Origin of the sequence: Pseudomonas sp. 3HC3 (assembly GCF_044904505.1) — a bacterium.
Classification (GTDB): Bacteria; Pseudomonadota; Gammaproteobacteria; order Pseudomonadales; family Pseudomonadaceae; genus Aquipseudomonas; species Aquipseudomonas putida_Y.
In genome coordinates, this window is sequence record NZ_JADDRH010000017.1 from 102,248 (window position 1) to 124,980 (window position 22,733).

Genomic DNA, 22,733 nt, shown 5'->3' on the forward strand with positions numbered 1-22,733 from the left:
GGCGGGTTTACCCGCGAATACGGTGGCGGCGGCAACGGTGAACGGCGGATGGAAATTGGCCAGCAGGCCCGGCCCTTTCGCGGGTGAACCCGCTCCTACGACGGCCTGAGTCCGACCCCTGATGCGTGTCCACCACCGAACTGCGTAGGAGCGGGTTTACCCGCGAATACGGTAGCGGCGGCAACGGAGAACGACGGGTGGAAATTGGCCAGCAGGCCCTGCCCTTTCGCGGGTGAACCCGCTCCTACGACGGCCTGAGTCCGACCCCAGATGCGTGTCCACCTCCGATCCGCGTAGGGGCGGGTTTACCCGCGAATACGGTCGCGGCGGCAACGGTGAACGGTGGATGGAAATTGGCCAGCAGGCCCGGCCCTTTCGCGGGTGAACCCGCTCCTACGACAGCCTGAGTCCGACCCCTGATGCGTGTCCACCACCGAACTGCGTAGGAGCGGGTTTACCCGCGAATACGGTAGCGGCGGCAACGGAGAACGACGGGTGGAAATTGGCCAGCAGGCCCTGCCCTCTCGCTCAAGGTCACCACCTGTAGCGAATAGGCTCGAATGGATAACACTTCAGGCCGTTTCGGGATAGCTGTACTCGAACACCCGAACCACCTCAGAAGCATGCCACGAGGCGGCCTCCATGCCATCGACCGGCCCGGTGAAACGCCCCAGGCGCTCGACACACTCAAAGAAGCCAGTACGCGGCAAACGGCTGGCGCCTTGGCTGATCACCAGCGAACTGCGCAATGGCTGCTCGGCACGGGCATCCAGCACCGCCAGGTATTCCAGCGCGGCAGTCAGCGTTTGCATGGCCGGGCTGGGCAACTGCAAGCGCTCGATCAGTGCTCGGTAGGTCAGCAAGTGACGTTGACGGCGGGCCAGGTCAAGCTCACCCAGCAGGTTATCCCAGTGCTGACGGCTGATCCTGACCTGGCTCATGATGGCTCGCTCCAGCCAGCCACCCCCAGATGCCAGGCCAGGGCGCGGCGGATGGCAGCATCTGGCTGGCGTTCACCCGATTCGATCATGGCCAGATACGCCGGGCTCACCCCGACATTGCGCGCCAGTTGCTCAGGGGCAATGCCCTTGGCCTGGCGAATCTGGGCGACTTCGCTGAAGGCTGGCAGAGGGGCACTGGCAACAGCGCCCTGCGCCTCACCGGAAACCGCCTCGGCAGGTGCCTGCCCTGCAGCCTTGAGCAACGCCTGGTATTGCTCCCAGGGAACGACGGCGTACTCGGGTTGACCGTCCCGGCTGATGACCTGAATACCCATTACAAACCCCTTTAAAAAGGATTACAGCATGTAATCCGTAGGCATAACCCTTATGCCAATTATATTACCAACTCCGAGGTCTGTGCAGTTGAGGTGAGATTCAGGCCGGTTTCATCAGCTGTTGCGTTCCAGCCGCAGCGCTTCCGGGGTAGCCGGCAGGCGCTCGACCACGCGTAGCCGTTCGGGTGCCAGGCTGTCGCGCCAAGCCTTGAAGCGCGCCAACTCGTCGGCCACGGTTTTCAGCACCCAGCCCAGCACCGCGATGTCATCAAGGAAACCCACCCCCAGCAACCAGTCCGGAATGGCATCGATGGGGCTGACGAAATACAGCAGGCCAGCCACGACAGTGACCAGTGCCTTGGGGCTGATGGCGCGGTACTCCCCCCTCCACCAGGCCAGGCACAGCGACTGCAGCAGCTTCACGTCTTCGCGCAGTTGGCCGAGGCGCGGGCCTTTGCGCGCTACCGCGAACAGCAAGGCCGGCAACCGACCGCGGCTGAGCAGGCGCTCGGCCAATGGCAGGAAACGGGCAAAATTCCAGGGTGCGCTCATGGAGCCTCCGAGAGGAAAAGGTTATCCACATTTATTGTGGATAACCTTGTGAACAGGGCGAGGTTTCCGACCCCAGGTGCCTGCCAGGCAAGGGGCCCAGTCAGATCGGGCGTTTTTTACACAGTCGTTTCACGCCATGGCTACCTGCGCCGCAAACGATTTGCGTCAGAAACATCCTACTTCTTCACGCTGCATTTCTTCGGACAGTATCAGCTGTTGCTGGTTCGTCCAATCGGCACAAACGAAAACGCCCCATCAATGTGGGGCGTTTTCGACAACTAGCCAATGTTACTTGGCAGGTGCTTCTTCAGGGGCTTCGGCTTGCGGCTCGGCGCCTTGCAACTGGGCCGGGTCCTTGATGGCGATCAGTTCCAGATCGAACACCAGTACCGAGTTGGCCGGGATCAGCGGGCTTGGGCTTTGTGCGCCATAGGCCAGTTCAGCCGGGATGAACAACTTGTACTTCTCGCCGACGTGCATCAGCTGCAAACCTTCGACCCAACCAGGGATCACACCGCTGACCGGCAGGTCGATCGGGCTGCCACGTTCGACGGAGCTGTCGAACACCTTGCCATCGATCAGCTTGCCTTCGTAGTGGACAGTGACCACGTCAGTCGGCTTGGGCTGCGGGCCGTCGGCCTTCTTGACCACTTCGTACTGCAGGCCCGAAGCAGTGGTGACCACGCCTGGCTTCTTGGCGTTTTCTTCGAGGAACTTCTTGCCGGCGGAGGCGGCTTCTTCGCTGGCCTTGGCCAGGCGCTCCTCGGCGCGTTTCTGCAATGCGGTGAACGCTTCTACCAGCTCTTCGTCCTTGATGCGTTGTTCTTTCTTGCTAACGGCGTCTTCGATGCCGAGGGCGACTGCTTTCGAATCAAGGTCTTCCATGCCTTCCTGAGCCAGGCTCTTGCCCATGTTCAGGCCGATACCGTAGGAGGCTTTCTGCGCCGGAGTCTTCAGCTCGGGGCTGCTGGCTTGTTGATCGCAGCCAGCCAGTACCAGGCCTACCAGGGCAACCGCAGCCGCCAAACGATGCTGTTTCATGCTATTTCCTTGTTCATGCGCCATAAGGGCAATCAGGGTAAAGCCGCGAGCTTAGCAGGCGGCCATGACCAATGGCTACCGGCATAGGAGCGGGTTTTCGTAAGGAAGTTCAGTCGTTAAAAGCTTCTTCATCGAAGCGTTGCAGCCATTGGCCAGTATTGACCCTTTGTGCCGGGCTCGCCGGGCTTTTGTGGCCTTTTATTTCTGCGGGTTCTGAGGGCGGAAATATCAGGGCAGGCAGGCCTCGGAAAACCTCAAGGATACCGACCCTCTCGATATTCCCCCGCCACCTCCCGCAGCACCTCGCCCACCCACTGCCCCGGCAAACTCAACGGCAAGGCGGCATTGCGGCAAATCCCCACCGACCCTCCCGGCTCGCGCACACCCAGGTCAAGCTCGACCAGTTCACCACGGCGCAGGTCGAGCAGCACGGCATCACGCGGCGCCACCCACAGGCCATCACTGCCCAGCAGGTAGCGCCGGCTCAGGGCCAGCGACAGGGTTTCCAGCCGCTGCGCCGGCATCTGGATGCCGCATTGCACAAACAGGCTGTCGGCGTGCTGGCGGATGGTGGTGCCGACGGGTGGCAGCACCAGCGGGTAACGCCCCACCTGCCCCCGCTCCACGGGCGTGCTGGCCAGCAGCGGGTGACCCGGGCGCACCACCAGGCTCATCGACTCGCTGTACAGGTGCTCGAACGACAACCCCTGGATTTGCGGACTGTCGGTCATGCGCCCCACCACCAGCTCCAGCTCCCCCAGGTGAAGTTGACCAAGCAACTGCGCGCTGACCCCGGTGACCACGCTGATCACCAGCGCTTCATGGCGCTGATGCAGGCGGCACAGCACCTCAGGCATGAGCAGGCCTTCGACCGTGGACAGCACGCCAATGCGCACCTGCGACGGCGCCCGCGCTTCACCGCGCAGGCTGCTGACGCCATCGCGCAGTGCCTGCACACTGGGCCCGGCGTAACGCATGAAGCGGGTGCCGGCCGGGGTCAGCTCGACACCCTGCCGGCTGCGCTCGAACAGGCGCGCCTCGAGCAGGTCCTCAAGCTCTTTGAGGGTCTTGGAAATCGCCGGCTGGCTGATCGACAGGATATCGGCCGCCCTCGCCAGGCTGCCCTGCCGGGCAATCTCCAGGAAGCACAGCAGGTGGCGGTATTTGATGCGGGTGTCGAGGTTCATGGCAGCAAGCTTACCGCATCGCTACCTGCGGCGTATCCAGGTCTGCCGCACCGTACACACCTGCCCCTGCATATCCAGGCCGGTGGCGCACCTGTCACTTCTGCCAGTAGCCGATCCTGGCCAAGCATCGCTCAATAGGCGTTCAGCGGTTTTAGTGTGAATGGAGCCCAACGCCATGATCCGATTCAAGAAGCACTCCCCTTCTACCCAACCAGTGCCGCCTTCTCCCGAGGCTCTTCAGCAGCAACCCGTGGCCCCCATCGATCTCAGTTATGGCGACAAAGGCCATGGCCACTTCACCCAAAGCGGCCGCGGCTACCTGGGGTCGACGACAAGCGTACTGAGGAGCAAAGTGCGTCCGGCCCGGTTCTATGTGACAGGGCATCAAACCGATCCCGATGGGCTACACAGTGTTTTCATTGCCTGCCTGGACGCGCATGGAAAGCTTGACACCACGTTCAATGGTAGCGGCATGGTCAATTTCACCACGCTGACCACGGATCGCTACCGGTACGCCACTGGAGTAGTAGAGGACGTGACGGGCAATCTGCTGGTGACTGTGGAGCTTTTTGGGGAAAGTACCACTCATTTGTGGAAGCTGATTGCGAAAGGCGAACCCGATCTGGGCTTTGGTCAAGGAAAGGGCTATATCGACACCCGTGCCTTGTTCGGTGCAGATCTTGTGCTGGACAAAGTGGCCTGCCACCAGGATGGGTTGGTAGCGTCCGCGGCTCGATACGAAGCAGGGGATTTCAAAGCAGTGGTTGTCGCCCTGGACAGCAATGGTAGAAGGGACCCCCAGTTCGGTGAAAATGGGCTGCTGGCGTTGAGCAATCTGATTCCCGAAGGCTCACTGCACAGCCTTGAAGGCATTGCCGTCATATCCCCAACAGCCGGGGTGCAGCGCATCGTGATCTGCACTTACATGAAAAGCGATTCGGGCTGGTATTCAGTAACCAGTGGCCTGTCGCTGACGGGGCGTCTCGACGACAAATTCGGCGAGGTGGGCCACCACTGGTCAGACGAAGGGATCATCAATAGCGGCTTCACGGTAGAAGACAGCAGCCAGCGCATCACGTTGTACGGCCAGCACTACTCGATCGACGACGATCGCAGCCAAGCGACCCTCTACCGGCTGGACTATGCTGGCGAGCCTGCCCGCGAGTTCAACCAAGGGCAGGTAGTGCGTTTCGGCATCGACGGCGAGTGGGCCCATATTGAAGAAACCGAGGGGGGGCTAATCGGGTACGGTAGCTTCTTTGACTTCAACCTGGCAGTGCGCTACCAATCAGACGGCCAACTCGACACTCGCTTCGTCTCCCCCCACGGCTACGGTCAGTTTGGCGCGTTTTCGCAGCAGTATGGTTTCTATACTGCCGAGAATTCGATAGTAGTCGATACCGAGAACCAGCGCATGGTGGTGAGCGGGGAAGACGTACAGCAGGGCTACCGACTTCCCTGCCTGCTCGCCCTCTCTTTGAAAACGGTCCATTAGGGCGCCACGGTAGAAGCGGGCAGGCTTAAAGCATTACCGCCTGCAGCGTATCCGGGTCGCGTTGCTTGTGGCGAGATGGCCCGGGCGGCAGGCCGTGGATCCGGCGGAAATGCCGAGAAAAGCAGGCTTCGTCGGCAAAGCCACTAAGCCGCGCCACCTCGTCCACCGGGGGGCAGCTGCCATTGAGCAGTTCCCCCCAGCCGGTGCCCCCCGTTGCAGCCCAAGCGCCAAGACCGGATCGTTATCCATCGACCACCAACGCCTATCATTTTTGCCAGTACCCGCAACCATCCGGATCGCATTAAATGAGATCGCAAAAACCACTCCCCCAAGTGACAGGTCATATCATGCATCCGAATATGGTTTTTTTTGCCCAGACTCAGACTCAACACACCCCCCGTGATTATCAAGGCGAGCGTCAGGAACTCAAGGCGCCCATTGACGTAACCTATGCCGACAAAGGTCACCTTCACATCGGCGAGCCTATCGTGGATCATAGAAACGCGGTATCGCAAATCCTGGCAAGTAACTACTATCCCGAGCGAACTTACTTGAGAGGCGTCCACAACGGCACGAAACCTTTCATTGCGCGCACCTTGAAAGATGGCGAGCTGGATACGTCTTTCAACAAAACAGGTCTTGTCTATCTGACTGACCTGAGCACAGTTTTTGATTATCATAGTTACCTGCACATGGCCGAGGATGCGGAGGGTCACATCCTGCTCACTATGAATGATCTAACCCAAGGCTTCACCCACCTGTGGAAGCTTAAGCCAAACGGAAAGCCAGACACTGATTTCGGCAGCAACAACGGCTACATCATCCTAAATAATTTTTTCAATTTTAAAGATATCAGGCTCTACGAATTCACCATTTACAAGAACGACTATATCTTCTCAGGTTCCCTCGAAGACGCTCCAATCCTTTTCGTGGTCACCCATGAAGGTGTCCCACGCGAGAGCTTTGGTAAGCTAGGCATCCTCAAGATGCAAGATCTTATTCCGAACCTCCGATATGTCATTTGGGCGCCTAAAATGCTGGAGGTTGGTGAGAAGGTGCGCATCATCATCTCCACTCGCTATTTCACCGATTCGGGGAGCGTAAACGGAATCGCAGCACTGACATTGTCCGGAGAGCTCGACCAGCGCTTCGCTGACAACGGGGTCTATTGGCCAAAGCCTGGCCTTATCATTTATGGTTTCACGCTAAATAACGCCAGTCAGCGCATCACCGTCCACGGCGAGTTGTGGTCCGAGGGGACCAGTACTCCCATGATCTATCGGCTAGACTACACAGGAAAACCTGCTAAAGAATTCAACGAGGGTCGTGTCGTATTGTTCCCCATTCAGGGTGGCTGGGACTATATGACAGAGGCCGATGGAAAACTGGTAGGTTATGGTTCATTTTTCACTCGCGGCATGGCGGTGCGTTACCGTCTGGACGGCCAACTCGATACTACATTCGTGCCGCCGAATGGTTACGGTGTTTTTACGGCAACCGTGCCGGAACCAGGATTCTATAGTAACAGCTATTCCGCGACGGTAATGTCAGAAAGCCAACGTCTACTCGTAGCGGGGCGGGAAATACAGACGGGTTCCACCCCTTGTGTCATTGCTCTCTCATTGAAGCAACAAAAATGAGACGAACTGGCACTTCACCAGAGACTGCATAAAAGTCTTGAGACGAAGTTCAGGCAATGCGAAAACAGCCGAGGAAGCGGAGTTTACGGGCTGTAAACCGACATCCCGAGGCTGTTTTCAACGCAGCATTAACGCGTATCAAGACTTAAGTGCTCGACAGGATATCGGCCGCCCTGGCCTGGCTGCCCTGCATGTCCAGATCGTTGACGCACCTGTCACTTCTGCCAGTAGCCGATCCTGCCGAAACATCGCTCAATAGGCGTTCAGCGGTTTTATTGTGAATGGAGCTCAACGCCATGATCCGAGTCAAGAATCACTTCCCTTCAATCCATTCAGCGCACCCGTATCGCAAGGCTGTTCAGCAGCAGCCCAAGGCCCCCATCGATACCCGCTATGGCGACAACGGCCATGGCCACTTCACCAAAAGCGACCCGGGCACCTTAGGGGCAGCGACCAGCGTGCTGAGGAGCAAAGTGCGGCCGGACCGTTTCTACGTGACTGGCCAGAAAGCCGATCCCGATGGGCTACACAGTGTTTTCATTGCCTGCCTGGACGCAAGTGGAAAGCTTGACATCACGTTCAATGGCAGCGGTATGGTCGACTTCAACACGTTGTCCACGGGTTTCTATCTGGACGCCAATGCGGTAGCGGAAGACATGTCGGGCAATCTGCTGGTGACTGTGGCGCCTCATGAGCAATCAACCACTCACTTGTGGAAGCTGACAGCCCAAGGCGAAGCCGATCCGAGCTTTGGTCAAGGGAAGGGCTATATCGACAGTCGCGCTTTGTTCGGTGTGGATCTGCTGCTGGAGAGGCTGGCCTGCCACCAGGAAGGGGTGGTGGCGACTGCGGTCAGATCCGAAGCGGGGGGGCTCAAAGCAGTGGTTGTCGCCCTGGACGCTCACGGTGGAAAGGACCACGGTTTCGGTGAAGATGGGCTGCTGGCCTTGAGCACTCTGATTCCCGAAAGTTCATCGCACGCGCTTGACGGCATTGCCGTCATATCCCCAGCCGCCGGCGTGCAGCGCATCGTGATATCGACTACGTTGCGACGCGGTCCGGACTGGTATGGAGTAACCAGTGGCCTGTCGCTGGCGGGGGTACTTGATGACGCATTCGGCGAGGGGGGTCACCACTGGTCAGACGCGTGGATTCTCAATAACGGCTTTTCCATAGAGGACAGCAGCAAACGCATCACGTTATACGGCCAGCACTACTCGGAAGACGACGATAGCGGCAAACCGACCCTCTACCGGTTGGATTATGAAGGTAAGCCTGCTCTTGAGTTCAATCAGGGCCAGGTAGTGCGTTTTCACATCGACGGCGGGTGGAGCCATATTGAAGAAGCCGAGGGTGGCCTGATCGGTTACGGTGGTTTCTATGCCTTCGACATGGCGGTGCGCTACCACTCAAGCGGCCAACTTGACACTCGTTTCGCCTCCCCTTATGGCTACGGTCAGTTTGGAGCGTTGTTTGGGGAATTTGGCTTCATCACTCACACCGACTCGATGGTAATCGATACCGACAACCAGCGCATGCTGGTGAGCGGGCAAGACGTACAGCAGGGCTACCGACTCCCCTGCCTGCTCGCCCTCTCTCTGAAACCGGACCAGTAGTACGCCACGGCAGAAGCGGGCAGGCTTAAAGCATTGCCGCCTGCGGCGTATCCGGGTCGCGTTGCTGGCGGCGGAACTGGCCAGGTGGCAGGCCGTGGATCTGGCGGAAACGTCGAGAGAAGTAAGCTTCGTCCGCAAAGCCACAAAGCCGCGCCACCTCGCCCACCGGGCGGCTGCCGTTGAGCAGGTAGTTGCGTGCGGCGTGCATGCGCCGCTCCAGCACCAGCTCGCTGAAGGTCTTGCCGATTTCCTTGCGCAGCCAGTGGGTCAGGTAGGTCGGCGACAGGTAGGTGGCGGCGGCGACTTTCTGCAGGTTCAGATCGGGGTCGTCGATATGCCGGCGCAGGTAGTCGCTCATGCGGCCCAGCGCGGCACGGCGGCTGAGCTGGGCCGCGTTGCTGTCGGCCAGTTCGCGCAGCGGCTCGGCATACAGGCCACAGACCTGGCCGATCAGCTGCAGCAACAGGCCTTTGAGGATTTCGCGGGTGCCGAAACGGCGGTTGGCATCCAGCGCACGCATGCGCTCGAGGGTTTGCCGTACCTCGGCAAAGTCCGGCTCACTCAGGTGGAAGTCGAGATGCTCCTGAAAGCGGAACGGCGACAGCTCCGGCGCCTGCAGGATCGACACTTCCTCCAGGTCCATCGGGTCGCAGGCCAGGTGCGGCAGCAGGAACGTCTGGGAGAAATTGATCACCACGAAGTCGCTGTCCGCCGGATGCGGTATTACATGCACCCGGTGCGGCAGGATGAAGGCCAGGGTGTTGCGTCTGAATGGGCGTTGCACGCTGCCGATGTGTTGCACCGTGTCGCCGCCGAGATTGACCTGGATCTGGAAGTACTCATGACGATGCGGCGCGGTCTCGGCGGGACGCCCGCGCTGGTCGCGGATGTAGAAATCCATCAGCTCGCTGCGCTGCTGCATGACATAGGTCGGAACCTCGCGCTTGGGGGGCATGGGCAATCTCCGGAATACGGGCGCTTTAAGTTGTACGACGTCCAAACTCTGCAATTTAACCCCTTATGCAAAAACCTGCGCAACCGCAAATCCACGCAGCCCTCTGAGAATGAGCTATTCAGCCAATATTTCAGGCAAAACCCCGGCTGCGAAATTTCTTGGACAGCACAGCACTGCCCCGCCTCCAATGAAAAAAACGGTCTAAATACCCCGTTGCATTCACCGCGTTGTACGACCACCTTAGAAAAGGGACTGCAGCCCAACCTCTACCAACAACAACAAACGAGGTCGACTCATGTCGAGCACGCCTACCCCTCGCGCCGCGTCGTCGTACACGCTGGACGCGGCCCCTGCCCAGCGCCTGCCTACCCGCCGCCGCTGGTTCATGCTGTCGCTGCTGCTGGTGGCGACCATCATCAACTACGTCGACCGGGTGAACATTTCCATCGCAGCACCTTTCATGGCCAAAGACCTGGGCCTGGACAAGGTCGAGATGGGCCTGATTTTTTCCGCCTTCGCCTGGACCTACGCGTTGGCCCTGGTACCGGCAGGCTTCATTGCCGACCGCTTCGGCTCGCGCCTGACCTACGGCGTGTCGCTGATCAGCTGGTCGGCGGTCACCGTGGCCCAGGGCCTGGCCAGTGGCTTCGCCTCGCTGTTCGGCCTGCGCCTGGCGGTCGGCGCCATGGAGGCCCCGGCCTTCCCGGCCAACAGCCGTGCGGTTACGGTATGGTTCCCCGCTCGCGAGCGCGGCATGGCCAGCAGCATCTACGTATGTGGCCAGTACCTGGGCACCGCACTGTTCACCGGCGCGCTCCTGTGGCTGGCGACCACCTATGACTGGCGCCACGTGTTCTACAGCACCGGTCTGGTCGGCATCCTGTTCGGTGCAGTGTGGCTGTTCCTGTATCGCGACCCGCTCAATTGCAAGAAGGTCAGCAAGGAAGAACTGGCCTATATCGAGCACGGCGGCGGCCTGGTGAAAAGCAGCCAGGAACGTACCCGCTTCGACTGGCGCCAGGTTGCCGAACTGTTCCGCTATCGCCAGATCTGGGCGATCTGCCTGGGCAAGTTCGCCAGCACTTCGGCGCTGTACTTCTTCCTCACCTGGTTCCCCACCTATCTGATCGAAGAGCGTCAGCTGACGTTGATCAAGGTCGGCATCTTCGCGGTCATGCCGTTCATTGGTGCCACGGCCGGCATCCTCCTGGCGGGCATCGTCTCCGACCTGCTGATTCGCAAGGGCTACTCGCTGTCGTTCGCCCGCAAGCTGCCACTGGTGGTGGGCTCAATGCTGGGCATGTCGATCGTGCTGGTGAACTTCACCGACTCCAATGTGCTGTGCATCGCCGTGCTGACACTGGCGTTCTTCGCCCAAGGCATCGCCTCGTCGTCGTGGGCTGCCGTGTCGGAAGTGGCGCCAAAGGAGCTGATCGGCCTGACCGGCGGCATTACCAGCCTGGCGGCGAACATCGGCGGCATCGTCACACCGATCGTGATCGGCGCGATCGTGCACGCCAGTGGCTCTTTCGCCATGGCGTTCTGGTTCATCGGTGGTGTGGCGTTGATGGGCACACTGTCTTACTCGCTGCTGCTTGGGAAGCTGTATCGCATCGAGCTGAAGACTGCGGGCTGAGCCTGGGAGTGTATTGACGGTACCGGCCTCTTCGCGGCTAAAGCCGCTCCTACGGGGGGACGGTATTGCCCCCCGGTTTGACGCTATCCCTGCAGGAGCGGCTTTAGCCGCGAAAGGGCCGGTACAGGTGCCTTGGATAGTCCAACCCAACCCCGCTTTCGTCCAACTTTGCCGGCCAGCCGCTGGATACGCTGTCCACTCCAGTACGGAGGATCCACCCATGACCTACCTGTTCAACCCGCCGGCCATCGTCAGCCTGCCGATCCGCGGCAGCGATGCGCGCTTCCCGGTCGGCCGGGTGTTCTGCCTCGGCCGCAACTACCCATGGCCGGAATCCTACGGCGCGGCGCCGCAGGAGCCTGTGTTTTTCATGAAACCGGCAAGCAACGTGGTCGAGGCACTGGGCGAACTGCCCTTCCCGCCGCAGACCGACGAGTTCTGCCATGAAATCGAGCTGGTCGCGGCCATCGCCAAAGGCGGCGCCAACATCGCCAGCGAGCATGCCCTGGAGCACGTGTTCGGCTTTGCCGCCGGTCTAGACATGACCCGTCGCGATCACCAGCGCAAGGCCAAGGCCGAGGGCCTGCCGTGGGAAGGCGCCAAGGTGTTCGAGGCTTCGGCACCGATGACCGCCATCGTCCCCGCCAGCGAATGCGACTGGCCGCTGGACACGTCGCTATGGCTGCAGGTCAATGGCCAAGAGCGCCAACGGGCACACCTCAGCCAGCAGACCTGGGCATTGGCCGAAGTGATCAGCAGGCTGTCTCGCCAACTGCCACTGCGCCCGGGCGACCTGATCATGACCGGCAGCCCGCCCGGAGTGGCCCCGCTGAACCCGGGCGACACCCTTCATGCAGGCATCGATGGTATCGGCGAACTGCACCTGCACGTCGGCCCTCGCCCTGCCGGGCATACCGCCAACGCCGCCTGAACCTGTTGGAGCCTATCGATGAGCCAAAACAAGAAAGTTGCGCTGGTCACCGGTGCTGGCAGTGGCATCGGCCGTGCCGTCGCCCTCGCCCTGCTCGAGGACAACTTCAGCCTGGTCCTCGCCGGGCGCCGCGCCGAACCGCTACAAGCCGTCGTCGAGCAAGCGCTAGCAGCGGGCGGTGAGGCCTTGGCCGTTCCCACTGACGTGCGCGATGAGCAAAGCGTTGCGCAATTGTTCGCCACCATCGAGGAGGTGCATGGCCGCCTCGACGTGATGTTCAACAATGCCGGCATCAACGCCCCCGCTGTACCCGTCGACGAGCTGCCGTTGGAGAACTGGCGCAACGTCATCGCCACCAATGTCGATGGTGTATTCCTGTGCGCCCGCGCCGCCTTCGGCCTGATGCGTCGCCAGCAGCCTCAAGGCGGGCGGATCATCAACAACGGCTCGATCTCGGCGCACACCCCACGCCCGTTCACCGCACCTTACACCGCCAGCAAGCATGCGGTGCTGGGCCTGACCAAGGCGCTGGCGCTGGATGGTCGGCCTTACAACATCGTGTGCAGCCAGGTGGACATCGGCAACGCCCTGACCGAGTTGTCCGAGCGCATGACCCGTGGGGTGCGCCAGGCCAATGGCGAGATCGCCGCCGAGCCGATGCTCGACGTGCGCCATGTGGCCGATGCGGTGCGCTATATCGCAGCGCTGCCGCTCGACGCCAACGTGCTGAACATGACCGTGATGGCCAGCAACATGCCGTTCGTTGGCCGTGGCTGATCCCTGTTTATGATGGAGTGACCGATGAAACCAGAAGTCCTGCAACTGAGCCCTATCCTGATCCCGCAGATCCGTGAGCGCCTGGAACAGCTGTTCACCGTACACCGCTACTACGAACAGGCCGACAAGGAGGCCTACGTCAGCCAGCATGCAAGCAACATTCGCGGCGTGATTACCGGCGGCCACACCGGCATCAGCCAGGCGCTGATGGCGCGCCTGCCCAACCTCGAAGTGATCGCCGTCAATGGCGTCGGCACCGACGCGGTAGACTTGGCCTATGCCCGCGATCGCGGCATCCAGGTGACGGCGACCATCGGTGCGCTCACCGAGGACGTCGCCGATCTTGCCATCGGCCTGCTGATCGGCTTGTGCCGGGGTATCTGCACCGGTGACCGCTTCGTTCGCGCCGGCCGTTGGGCCACCAGCACCACGCCGCTGGCACCGCTGCCACTGGCCCGGCAGGTGTCGGGCATGCGCGTGGGCATCGTTGGCATGGGCCGGGTCGGCCGGGCGGTAGCACAGCGGGCGGCAGCCTTCGGTTGCCCGATCCGCTACACCGATCTACAGGCGCTGGATGTGCCCTACGGGTTCGAGGCAGATCTGCTGCAGTTGGCCGAGGACAGCGATGCGCTGATCCTCGCGGCGGCGGCTGACAAGGGCGAGGCGCTGATCAACCGCGACGTGCTGCGGGCGTTGGGCGCCGAGGGGTATCTGATCAATATCGCACGCGGCAAGCTGGTGGACGAACCCGCGTTGGTCGCGGCGTTGCAGGCCGGCGAGATCGCTGGCGCGGCGCTGGATGTGTTTGCCGATGAACCGCGAGCGCCCGAGGCTTTGTTCGAGCGTGAAGATGTGGTGCTGCAACCGCATCGCGCCAGTGCCACAGTACAGACCCGCACGCGCATGGGCGAGATGGTGGTGGCCAGCCTGGTGGATGTGTTTGCCGGGCGCACGCCGCAGGGGTTGGTTATCTAGTCGGCTTGTGCTGGCCTCTTCGCGGGCAAGCCCGCTCCCACAGGGTCGGCGCCGTATTACAAGGCGGTGCAGATTCCGTAGGAGCGGGCTTGCCCGCGAAGAGGCCGGCACAGGCAGCAAAGGGGTATCAGGCCACCGCCAGCTCCACCGCCTCCCCCTTCAACCGCACCGGCCACACCCGCAACCTCTGCCCGGCATCCTCCAGGCACTCCCCGCTCTGCAGGCTGAAGTGCTGCTTGTAGAGCGGCGCTGCCACCACCAACTCACCTTGCACGCTGCCCACCAGCCCGCGGCCGATGATGTTGGCACCGGAGCGTGGGTCGCGGTTGTCCACTGCGTACAGCGGCTGCGCCTGCCCCGGCAGGTAGAACAGCGCCACCTGGGCGCCGTCGAGCCACACCACCACCCCGGAGTCAGCCACCAGGTCTTGTGCCTGGCACACCGTCTGCCAGTTTTCTTGCGTGTTCACAGCAGCATTGGCCAGGTTCATCAGACAGCCTCCTCGACAGTTGGGATCAGGTGAAGCGGTGCGGCGGGCCGGCGTTGTTCGCGTTCGCGCACGAAGTGCACGTCCGGGTCAGCACGGCGGTCGTTGACGAAGGTGCGGAAGCGCTTGAGCTTCTCCGGGTCATTGAGGGCATTGGCCCATTCACATTCATACTGGTCGACCACATGCTGCATCTGCGCTTCCAGCTCGTTGGCCAGGCCCAGGCTGTCGTCGATGATCACCTGCTTCAGGTAGTCCAGCCCGCCTTCCAGGTTTTCACGCCACACCGAGGTGCGCTGCAGCTTGTCGGCCGTGCGGATGTAGAACATCAGCACGCGGTCGATTAGGCGTACCAGGGTTTCGTCGTCCAGGTCGGTGGCGAACAGCTCGGCATGCCGCGGGCGCATGCCGCCGTTGCCGCATACGTACAGGTTCCAGCCCTTGTCGGTGGCGATAACGCCGATGTCCTTGCTCTGCGCCTCGGCGCATTCACGGGTGCAACCCGATACCGCGAACTTGAGCTTGTGGGGGCTGCGCAAGCCCTTGTAGCGATCTTCCAGGCGCAGGGCCATGGCGACACTGTCCTGCACGCCGTAACGGCACCAGGTACTGCCCACGCACGACTTCACCGTGCGGGTCGACTTGCCGTAGGCGTGGCCGGTTTCGAAACCGGCCTCGATCAGTTCGCCCCAGATCAGCGGCAGCTCGTGCAACTGGGCGCCGAACAGGTCGATGCGCTGGCCACCGGTGATCTTGGTGTACAGGTCGTATTTCTTGGCCACCTGGCCGATGACGATGAGCTTGTCAGGGGTGATTTCACCGCCGGGAATGCGCGGCACCACCGAATAGGTGCCGTTTTTCTGCATGTTGGCCATGAAGGTGTCGTTGGTGTCCTGCAGCGGTACCAGCGCCGGGTCCATGATCGGCTGGTTCCAGCACGAGGCGAGAATGTTGCCCACCGCCGGCTTGCAGATGTCACACCCCAGATGGCCCTTGCCATGGCGTTCGAGCAGTTCGCTGAAGGTGCGGATACCTTCCACCCGCACCAACCCGTACAGCTCCTGCCGGGTGTAGGCAAAGTGCTCGCACAGGCTCTTGTCCACCGCCACACCGCGGGCCGTCAGTTCGTGCTCGAAGACTTGCTTGAGCAGGGCCGCGCAACCGCCGCAGCCGGTCGCGGCCTTGGTGCAGCCCTTGACCGCAGCCAGGTCGCTGCAGCCGCTGTCGATCGCGGCACACACCGCCCCCTTGCTGACGTTGTGGCAGGAGCAGATGGTCGCGCTGTCAGGCAGCGCATCGGCGCCCAAGGCCGGCGCACCACCGCCTTGCGGCAAGATGAGCGCTGCCGGGTCGGCCGGCAGGGCGATGCCGTTCTGGGCGTACTGCAACAGGGTATCGTAATAGCTGTTGTCACCGACCAGCACCGCGCCGAGCACGTGCTTGCCGCTGGCATCCACCACCAAACGGCGGTAAGCGCTGTTGGCTTCATCGATGAAGCGATAGCTGCGCGCGCCCGGTGTGGCACCATGGGCATCGCCGATCGAACCGACATCCACACCCAGCAGCTTGAGCTTGGTCGACATGTCGGCGCCGGTGAACGCTACTGCCGCCTCGCCCATCAGCAGCCCAGCCAGGTTGCGCGCCATGCTGTAGCCCGGGGCGACCAGGCCGAACACGCTGCCGTTCCACGAGGCGCACTCGCCGATGGCGAAGATGCGTGGGTCGCTGCTGCGGCAGTGGTTATCGATGACCACGCCACCGCGCGCCGCAATGTCCAGGCCGCAGCCCCGGCCCAGTGCATCCTGTGGGCGGATACCGGCGGAGAACACGATCAGGTCGGTTTCCAGGTGCTCACCGCCGTCGAAGTTCATGCGGTAGCGGTAGGTTTCACCGGCACTGACCGACTGGGTGGCGCGCGCCAGGTGCACCCCCACACCCAGCGCTTCGATCTGCGCCTTCAACGCGGCACCGCCCTCGCCGTCCAGCTGTACCGGCATCAGCCGTGGGGCGAATTCCACCACGTGGGCTTCCAGCCCCAGCGACTTGAGGGCGTTGGCCGCTTCCAGGCCAAGCAGGCCACCGCCGACTACCACCCCTCGGCGGGCACCTGCTGCGGCAGCACGAATGCCATCGAGGTCGTCCAGGGTCCGGTAGACCAGGCGGGCATTGCCGCTGGAGCCTTCGATAGGCGGCACAAAGGGATAGGAGCCGGTGGCCAGCACCAGTTGGTCGTAGCCATAGCGACCTTCGGCAGTGACGACTTCGCGGCGCTCACGGTCGATCTCCAGCACGGCTTCACCCAGGTGCAGGTGCACGCCATTGGCGTCGTAGAAATCGTGCTCACACAGGGCCAGGGTTTCGGCACAGCTGCCGCCGAAGTATTCGGACAGGTGCACGCGGTCATACGCGCGTTGGCGCTCTTCGCCGAATACCCGCAGCTCGAAGCGCTGCAGGGCGCCGCGACTGACCAGTTGTTCGACGCAATGGTGGCCGACCATGCCGTTGCCGACGATGACCAGTCGCTCTCGTTGCCCGCTGCTCGCTGTTGCCTTCATAAGCCGATCCTCGATCAAAAAAAAAGCGCCTGGAGCCGAAGCTCCAGGCGCCTTTGCCTGTATTCATCACGGTAGGGGGCCCGGTTGATCGCCGTTGATCAGTGGGCTTTGTTGTATCCAAGGTTAAGCAGGGAGCGTGCCAATCGGGTTGCCTGGGTTGCCTGTGTCGGCCTCTTCGCGGGTAAACCCGCTCCTACACTGGCCTCCACTGGTTCACCCGCGAAGGGGTCAGCCCAGCCAATGCACATTCAAAGGGCACAACACCCCATCTTGGAGCACTTCAGTACACATCGCGCCGATAACGCTTGGCCTTGCTCAAGCCTTCGACATAAGCCGCAGCCGCCGCTACATCCATCCGGCCATGCTCGGCGACGATCACCCGCAACGCCGCATCCACATCCTTGGCCATGCGCTGGGCATCGCCACACACATAGAAATAAGCCCCCACCTGCAGCCACTGCCACAGCAGCGCACCCTGCTCGAGCATGCGCTGCTGCACATAAATCTTCTCGGCCTGGTCCCGCGAGAACGCCGTGTCCAGCCGCAGGTGTCCCGCCGCTTGCCAGGCCTGCAACTGCTCCCGGTAATAGAAATCGGTCGCTGCGTACTGCTCGCCGAAGAACAGCCAGTTGTCGCCTTTTGCCCCCCGAGCCTCTCGCTCCTCGAGGAACGCCCGGAACGGTGCAATGCCGGTACCAGGGCCCACCATGATCACCGGCACGTTGTCGTCCTCGGGCAAGCGAAAGTGCTTCGACACCTGCGGGAAGATCGCCACTTTCTGCACCTGCGCACGGTCGGCAAGAAAGCTTGAGCACACGCCTTTACGTTCGCCATAACGCACCGTCGATACCGTCAGATGCACCTGGCCTGGGTGCGCCAGTGGGCTGGAGCTGATCGAATAGAGCCGCGGCTGCAATGGCTTGAGCAGTTCCAGCCAGCTGGCCAGCGACAATTGCTGAGGGAAGGCGCGCAGCACATCGACCAGCTGCCGGCCCCACAGCCAATCTTGCAGCTCGGCCTTGCATTCAGGCTGCAGCAAACGCTGCAGGTCAGGCGCATTGCTGGCAAATGCCTGCAGTTGCTGCGCAGTGACCTTGGCAATTTCCAGGTGTGTTTGCAGGGCTTCGGCCAATGGCATGGCGCAATGACCTTTAAGTTCGACCATCGCCTGGCCATCGAGCTGCATCAGCGTCAGCAGCTCTTCTACCAGGGCCGGGCAGTTGCGCGGCCATACGCCCAGGGCATCGCCGGCCGCATAACTGAAGCCGCTGCTGCCCAAGTCGAAGACCAGCTGACGGGTTTCCTTGCTGGCGCCGGGGCCATTGAGCAGGCGGTTTTCCAGCACAGTGGCCATCCAGGGTTGCTGCTTGCTATAGGCCGCCAAGGGTGCAGGTTCACTCACCGGTGGTGGTGCCGCAGCACTGCCCAGTGCAGGCAATAGTGCTTCGAGCCAGCCGGCAAAGGCTTCGTCGAAGTCTGGCTCGCAGTCCACCCGTTGCAGTAGGCGCCGCCCTCCCAGCTCGGCCAGGCGCTGGTCGAGCTTGCGGCCAAAGCCGCAGAACTGGTCGTAACTGGAGTCGCCCAAGGCCAGTACGGCATAGGGCAGCCCGGCGCAGTGAGCGCCCTCCTCACCCTGCAAGGCCTGCCAGAATGCCGCGCCGCTGTCGGGCGCGTCGCCATCGCCAAAGGTGCTGGCGATCAACACCACACTGGCAGCGCCCTGCAGCTGGCTTGGGCTGACCGCCTCCAGGCAGCTGAGTTGCACGTTCAGACCAGCACCACGCAGGCGCGCGGCACAGCGTTCGGCCAGTTGCTCACCAGTGCCGGTCTGCGAGGCCCACAGCACCTGATGCCATGGCGCGGCCTGTGCCGAGATGGGCGCAGTTGCAGGCTGGGCGAACAGCCCGGCCAGCAAACCGTCGACAAACAAACGACGGCTGGCAGCCAGCGGCGCACTGGCCGGCAGGCGGGGTACGCCCTCGGCGCGGGCCTGGTCCAGGCCTAGCAGGAAACCTTGCAGGTAATGACGCTCTTCTTCGGCCAGCACCGGAACCGGCAGGGTGTGCAGGCCAAGCAGACGGGACAGGGTGGCGGTCGGCATGCGGACTGGCTCTACAGTGGCAGTGTTCAGATCAAGGGCGTCGATGCGCTCGCCTGCGACCCGCTCCAGGGCTACGGCGCAGTGTTTGAAGGCAGGCTGCAGCGACAGCGGGTCGACCGCATCGCAGGTCGCGGCGTTGATCGCCAATTGCTCACCGATCAGGTCATTCCAGTGAAACGGCGCAAAGCAGTTGCCCGGCATGACCCGGTCACTGATGCGTGCCGGCAGCACGGCTTGACCCCGGCGCGAACGAACGGCCACCTGGTCCTTTTCAGCAACACCCAGCCGGGCAGCATCCTCGGGGTGAATCTCAAGGTAGGGGCCGGGCTCCAGCTTGTTCAGTGCCGGCACCTTGCCGGTCTTGGTCAACGTGTGCCATTGGTGCTGCACACGGCCAGTGTTAAGCACCATGGGGTAGTCATCGTCCGGCAATTCCGCTGCCGGCAACCAGGGCCGGGCGAAGAAGCGCGCCTTGCCGCTGGCGGTGGGAAAGGCGAGTGCCGGCCGCCCTCCCCGGGCATCGAGCAGTAGCGCCTGGCTGCTGCCGTCGTTGAGGTAGCGCAGCGGGCTGCGCTGCTGTTGGCTGCCCGGCGCACAGGGCCACTGGCGCGGCTGCGTACGCAATTCGGCATAGCCGATACCGCGCAGGTCATAACCGGTTGAGGGGTTGTGGAAGCGGCGTATTTCCTCATACACCGCTTCGGCATTGGGGTAGTCGAAGGCGTCGGCATAGCCCATGGCACACGCCACGCGGGCAATGATCTGCCAGTCCGGCAAACTTTGCCCGGGCGGCTCGACAGCGCGGGGCATCAGGGTCAGGTTGCGCTCGCTGTTGATCATCACGCCCTCTCCTTCGGCCCACAGCGCGGCCGGCAGCAGGATGTCGGCGTAACGGTTGGTTTCGGTGTCAAGGAAGGCGTCCTGGGTAATGACCAGTTCGGCCTTGCGCAGGCCGTCGATCACTTGCTGGCGGTTGGCGACACTGGCCACCGGGTTGCTGCAGATGACCCAGCAGGCTTTCACTTCACCGGTTTTCATCTGCCCGAACAGCGCCACCGTACCCTCGCCGCCCTCGCTGCGCAGGCTGCCGGGTGGCAGTCGCCATTGTCGTTCGACGAACGCTCGGTCATCTTCCACCAACGCTGAGCGCTGGCCTGGCAAGCCGGGGCCCATGTAGCCCATGTCGCGGCCGCCCATGGCATTGGGCTGGCCGGTCAGCGAGAACGGGCCGCTACCGGGGCGGCAGATGGCACCCGTGGCCAAGTGCAGGTTACAGATGGCGTTGCTGTGCCAGGTGCCGTGAATGCTCTGGTTCAAGCCCATGGTCCAGCAGCTCATCCAGTTGTTGGCGCTGCCGATCCATTCGGCGGCCTTGATGATATCGGCCTCGGCCAGCCCGGTGATGGCGGCTACGCGCTCGGGGGTATAGTCGTCGAGGAAGGCCGGCAGTTCGTCCCAGCCTTCAGTGTGGCGGGCGATGAAGTCGGGGTTGGTGTGGCCGTTGCGATGCAGCAGGTGCAAAAGGCCGTTGAGCAAGGCCATGTCACTGCCGGGGCGCACCTGCAGAAACAGGTCGGCCTTGTCGGCGGTTGCGCTGCGCCGCGGGTCGACGACGATCAGCCTGGCGCCGGCCTTGACCCGGTCAAGCAGGCGCAGGAACAAGATCGGGTGGCAGTCGGCCATGTTGGCGCCGATCACCAGAAATACGTCGGCGTGCTCGAAGTCCTGGTAACTGCCAGGTGGGCCATCGGCGCCAAGCGACAGCTTGTAGCCACTGCTGGCGCTGGCCATGCACAGGCGCGAGTTGGACTCGATGTGGCGCGTACGGATAAAGCCCTTGGCCAACTTGTTGGCCAGGTACTGGGCCTCCAGCGACATTTGCCCGGACACGTACAGCGCCACGGCATCCGGGCCGTGCTGGTCGATGATGCCGCGCAGACGCTCGGCGGTGACGGCGATGGCCTGGTCCATGCTGGTGCGCACTGACGGCTGGCTGCGTTGCTGGCGCACATAGGCGTCGGCCATGCGCCCGCTGGCACTCAGTGGCAGGTGGGCGGTGAGGCCTTTGGTGCATAGGCGGCCAAAGTTGCTCGGGTGCAGCTTGTCGCCGCTGATCTTGCCGACCTTGCCATCGGCAACGCTCATGACGATGCCGCAGCCCACGCCGCAGTAGGGGCAGACGCTGCGTACTTCGCTGTTGGCCATGGGCGGGCTCCTGTGGAAAACGCAAAAAGGCGCCGGCTGCCCCGACATGCTGATGCAAGCGGGGCAACACGGCGCCTTTGTCGTGAAGTGGTGAGGGCTGTCGACGTTGATAGCCCGGGATGAGGGTAGATCAGCAATTTATGGGCCAGCTATACCGACCCTTTCGCGGGCATGCCCGCTCCCACAGGGATATCGCAAGACCTGAGGGTGACGCCGTACCTGTGGGAGCGGGCGCGCTCGCGAAGAGGCCTGCACAGGCTACGCACCATGCGGTGGCAAGCCGGTACCCGCTGGCGCTATGCTGGGGCAATTTCCAGCATGAGCAACTACCCTCCCCCCATGTCCCAGGTGATCCTCAAGACCCCCACCCAACTCGACCTGATGCGCCGCGCCGGCCAGCTACTGACCCAGGTGTTCGCCGAACTCGACAGCTTCATCCGCCCCGGTGTGACCACGATGCAGATCAACGACCGCGCCGAGGCGTTCATCGTCGATACGCTCAAGGCACGGCCTGCAAGCAAAGGCCAGTACGGTTTCCCTTACTCGCTCAATACGTCGGTGGACCACGTGGTATGCCACGGCATCCCCAAGGTCGATGAGGTACTCAAGGAAGGCTCGATCATCAACGTCGACATCACTCTGGAACAGGGCGGCTACATTGCCGATTCGTCGAAGATGTATGGCATCGGCAAAATCAGCGAAGAAGCCCGGCGCCTGGTCGACACCACCTATGACGCATTGTGGAAAGGCATCGAGCAGGTGCGCCCTGGGGCAACGCTGGGTGATATCGGCCATGCCGTGCAGGCCCATGCCGAGGCGGCGGGTTACAGCGTGGTGCGCGAGTATTGCGGCCACGGTATTGGCCAGCAGATGCATGAAGCGCCAGAGGTGCTGCACATTGGCCAGCGCGGCATGGGCATGAAGCTGAAACCGGGGATGGTGTTTACCATCGAGCCGATGATCAACCAGGGTGGCCGCGGCACGCGCGAGTTGAAGGATGGCTGGACGGTGATCACCCGGGACCACAGCTTGTCGGCGCAGTGGGAGCATACCGTGGCGGTGACTGAGGGGGGGTATGAGGTGCTGACATTGCGGGAGGAGGAACGTCGTGGCTGAAGCTGCGGCAAACGCTTGCAGGTATGAGTACAAAATTCAGGCACAAAAAAAGCGACCCTAGGGTCGCTTTCTTTGTTACTTCCGGGTGTTCAGTGGGCCCTGGAAGTTGAATATGGCGCAGCGGACGGGACTCGAACCCGCGACCCCCGGCGTGACAGGCCGGTATTCTAACCGACTGAACTACCGCT

The 22,733-nt window shown here is 62.2% G+C and carries 17 protein-coding genes and 1 pseudogene; 8 read left to right on the forward strand and 10 right to left on the reverse strand.

Annotation, left to right across the window (positions count from 1 at the left end):
• Positions 1–572 precede the first annotated feature (572 nt).
• The 5 genes from INQ47_RS20005 to pcaQ all read right to left on the reverse strand — a co-directional run bounded on the left by INQ47_RS20005 (position 573) and on the right by pcaQ (position 4,056).
• Positions 573–941 carry a hypothetical protein gene (locus INQ47_RS20005; protein WP_003252539.1) on the reverse strand — a complete coding sequence of 123 codons (369 nt, stop codon included), beginning with the start codon at positions 939–941 and terminating at the stop codon, positions 573–575.
• Positions 938–1,276: a helix-turn-helix transcriptional regulator gene (locus tag INQ47_RS20010; protein ID WP_252458952.1), complete on the reverse strand. Its 339-nt coding sequence runs from the start codon at positions 1,274–1,276 to the stop codon at positions 938–940. Before INQ47_RS20010 ends, INQ47_RS20005 begins: the two co-directional genes overlap by 4 nt.
• 114 nt (positions 1,277–1,390) lie before the next feature.
• Positions 1,391–1,828, reverse strand: a complete 438-nt coding sequence (locus INQ47_RS20015; protein WP_404702410.1) for a YkvA family protein — start codon at positions 1,826–1,828, stop codon at positions 1,391–1,393.
• A 288-nt stretch (positions 1,829–2,116) separates the two neighbouring features.
• Positions 2,117–2,869 (reverse strand): FKBP-type peptidyl-prolyl cis-trans isomerase, encoded by a 753-nt coding sequence (locus INQ47_RS20020; RefSeq protein WP_010952765.1) that lies wholly within the window; start codon positions 2,867–2,869, stop codon positions 2,117–2,119.
• Positions 2,870–3,123: 254 nt separating this feature from the next.
• Positions 3,124–4,056 carry a pca operon transcription factor PcaQ gene (gene pcaQ, locus INQ47_RS20025; protein ID WP_404702411.1) on the reverse strand — a complete coding sequence of 311 codons (933 nt, stop codon included), beginning with the start codon at positions 4,054–4,056 and terminating at the stop codon, positions 3,124–3,126.
• 175 nt (positions 4,057–4,231) lie between these two features.
• Here pcaQ and INQ47_RS20030 point away from each other — a divergent pair, with 175 nt between their 5' ends.
• Positions 4,232–5,551: a hypothetical protein gene (locus INQ47_RS20030; protein WP_404702412.1), complete on the forward strand. Its 1,320-nt coding sequence runs from the start codon at positions 4,232–4,234 to the stop codon at positions 5,549–5,551.
• 25 nt (positions 5,552–5,576) lie between these two features.
• Here INQ47_RS20030 and INQ47_RS20035 read toward each other — a convergent pair.
• Positions 5,577–5,741: pseudogene (locus tag INQ47_RS20035) on the reverse strand (AraC family transcriptional regulator); the annotation flags it as partial.
• 157 nt (positions 5,742–5,898) lie between these two features.
• Between INQ47_RS20035 and INQ47_RS20040 the strand changes: the two are divergent.
• Together INQ47_RS20040 and INQ47_RS20045 are read left to right on the forward strand one after the other, a co-directional pair.
• Positions 5,899–7,191: a hypothetical protein gene (locus INQ47_RS20040; RefSeq protein WP_404702413.1), complete on the forward strand. Its 1,293-nt coding sequence runs from the start codon at positions 5,899–5,901 to the stop codon at positions 7,189–7,191.
• A 296-nt stretch (positions 7,192–7,487) separates the two neighbouring features.
• Positions 7,488–8,807: a hypothetical protein gene (locus INQ47_RS20045; protein ID WP_404702414.1), complete on the forward strand. Its 1,320-nt coding sequence runs from the start codon at positions 7,488–7,490 to the stop codon at positions 8,805–8,807.
• Positions 8,808–8,832: 25 nt separating this feature from the next.
• On the opposite strand, the gene INQ47_RS20050 is transcribed toward INQ47_RS20045, so the two are convergent.
• Positions 8,833–9,762: a helix-turn-helix transcriptional regulator gene (locus INQ47_RS20050; RefSeq protein ID WP_404702415.1), complete on the reverse strand. Its 930-nt coding sequence runs from the start codon at positions 9,760–9,762 to the stop codon at positions 8,833–8,835.
• A 295-nt stretch (positions 9,763–10,057) separates the two neighbouring features.
• Between INQ47_RS20050 and INQ47_RS20055 the strand changes: the two genes are divergently transcribed.
• From INQ47_RS20055 to INQ47_RS20070, 4 genes are all read left to right on the forward strand, one after another.
• Positions 10,058–11,398 (forward strand): MFS transporter, encoded by a 1,341-nt coding sequence (locus INQ47_RS20055; RefSeq protein ID WP_404702416.1) that lies wholly within the window; start codon positions 10,058–10,060, stop codon positions 11,396–11,398.
• Between the two features lie 220 nt (positions 11,399–11,618).
• Complete coding sequence (locus INQ47_RS20060) at positions 11,619–12,329, forward strand: fumarylacetoacetate hydrolase family protein (protein ID WP_252458956.1); 711 nt, start codon at positions 11,619–11,621, stop codon at positions 12,327–12,329.
• A gap of 18 nt (positions 12,330–12,347) precedes the next feature.
• A complete protein-coding gene (locus tag INQ47_RS20065; protein WP_129933456.1) occupies positions 12,348–13,106 on the forward strand; it encodes an SDR family oxidoreductase in 759 nt (252 codons plus the stop codon).
• Positions 13,107–13,130: 24 nt separating this feature from the next.
• On the forward strand, positions 13,131–14,081 hold the full coding sequence (locus INQ47_RS20070) for a 2-hydroxyacid dehydrogenase (RefSeq protein ID WP_404702417.1): 951 nt from the start codon (positions 13,131–13,133) through the stop codon (positions 14,079–14,081).
• Positions 14,082–14,208: 127 nt separating this feature from the next.
• Here INQ47_RS20070 and nirD read toward each other — a convergent pair whose 3' ends face one another.
• From nirD to INQ47_RS20085, 3 genes are all read right to left on the reverse strand, one after another.
• Entirely contained in the window at positions 14,209–14,571 is a 363-nt protein-coding gene (gene nirD, locus INQ47_RS20075) for a nitrite reductase small subunit NirD (RefSeq protein WP_404702418.1), read from the reverse strand.
• Positions 14,571–17,123, reverse strand: coding sequence for a nitrite reductase large subunit NirB (gene nirB / locus INQ47_RS20080; protein WP_404702419.1), 2,553 nt, complete (start codon positions 17,121–17,123; stop codon positions 14,571–14,573). The genes nirD and nirB overlap by 1 nt, the downstream gene beginning before the upstream one ends.
• A gap of 280 nt (positions 17,124–17,403) precedes the next feature.
• Positions 17,404–21,429, reverse strand: a complete 4,026-nt coding sequence (locus INQ47_RS20085; protein WP_404702420.1) for a molybdopterin-dependent oxidoreductase — start codon at positions 21,427–21,429, stop codon at positions 17,404–17,406.
• Between the two features lie 318 nt (positions 21,430–21,747).
• Between INQ47_RS20085 and map the strand changes: the two genes are divergently transcribed.
• On the forward strand, positions 21,748–22,545 hold the full coding sequence (gene map, locus INQ47_RS20090) for a type I methionyl aminopeptidase (RefSeq protein ID WP_404702421.1): 798 nt from the start codon (positions 21,748–21,750) through the stop codon (positions 22,543–22,545).
• The last annotated feature ends 188 nt before the right edge of the window (positions 22,546–22,733 follow it).

Coding starts and splice junctions, on each gene's coding strand:
- INQ47_RS20005 (WP_003252539.1), bottom strand. CDS start 941: ATGAGCCAGGTCAGGATCAGCCGTCAGCACTGGGATAACCTGCTGGGT.
- INQ47_RS20010 (WP_252458952.1), bottom strand. CDS start 1,276: ATGGGTATTCAGGTCATCAGCCGGGACGGTCAACCCGAGTACGCCGTC.
- INQ47_RS20015 (WP_404702410.1), bottom strand. CDS start 1,828: ATGAGCGCACCCTGGAATTTTGCCCGTTTCCTGCCATTGGCCGAGCGC.
- INQ47_RS20020 (WP_010952765.1), bottom strand. CDS start 2,869: ATGAAACAGCATCGTTTGGCGGCTGCGGTTGCCCTGGTAGGCCTGGTA.
- pcaQ (WP_404702411.1), bottom strand. CDS start 4,056: ATGAACCTCGACACCCGCATCAAATACCGCCACCTGCTGTGCTTCCTG.
- INQ47_RS20030 (WP_404702412.1), top strand. CDS start 4,232: ATGATCCGATTCAAGAAGCACTCCCCTTCTACCCAACCAGTGCCGCCT.
- INQ47_RS20040 (WP_404702413.1), top strand. CDS start 5,899: ATGCATCCGAATATGGTTTTTTTTGCCCAGACTCAGACTCAACACACC.
- INQ47_RS20045 (WP_404702414.1), top strand. CDS start 7,488: ATGATCCGAGTCAAGAATCACTTCCCTTCAATCCATTCAGCGCACCCG.
- INQ47_RS20050 (WP_404702415.1), bottom strand. CDS start 9,762: ATGCCCCCCAAGCGCGAGGTTCCGACCTATGTCATGCAGCAGCGCAGC.
- INQ47_RS20055 (WP_404702416.1), top strand. CDS start 10,058: ATGTCGAGCACGCCTACCCCTCGCGCCGCGTCGTCGTACACGCTGGAC.
- INQ47_RS20060 (WP_252458956.1), top strand. CDS start 11,619: ATGACCTACCTGTTCAACCCGCCGGCCATCGTCAGCCTGCCGATCCGC.
- INQ47_RS20065 (WP_129933456.1), top strand. CDS start 12,348: ATGAGCCAAAACAAGAAAGTTGCGCTGGTCACCGGTGCTGGCAGTGGC.
- INQ47_RS20070 (WP_404702417.1), top strand. CDS start 13,131: ATGAAACCAGAAGTCCTGCAACTGAGCCCTATCCTGATCCCGCAGATC.
- nirD (WP_404702418.1), bottom strand. CDS start 14,571: ATGAACCTGGCCAATGCTGCTGTGAACACGCAAGAAAACTGGCAGACG.
- nirB (WP_404702419.1), bottom strand. CDS start 17,123: ATGAAGGCAACAGCGAGCAGCGGGCAACGAGAGCGACTGGTCATCGTC.
- INQ47_RS20085 (WP_404702420.1), bottom strand. CDS start 21,429: ATGGCCAACAGCGAAGTACGCAGCGTCTGCCCCTACTGCGGCGTGGGC.
- map (WP_404702421.1), top strand. CDS start 21,748: ATGAGCAACTACCCTCCCCCCATGTCCCAGGTGATCCTCAAGACCCCC.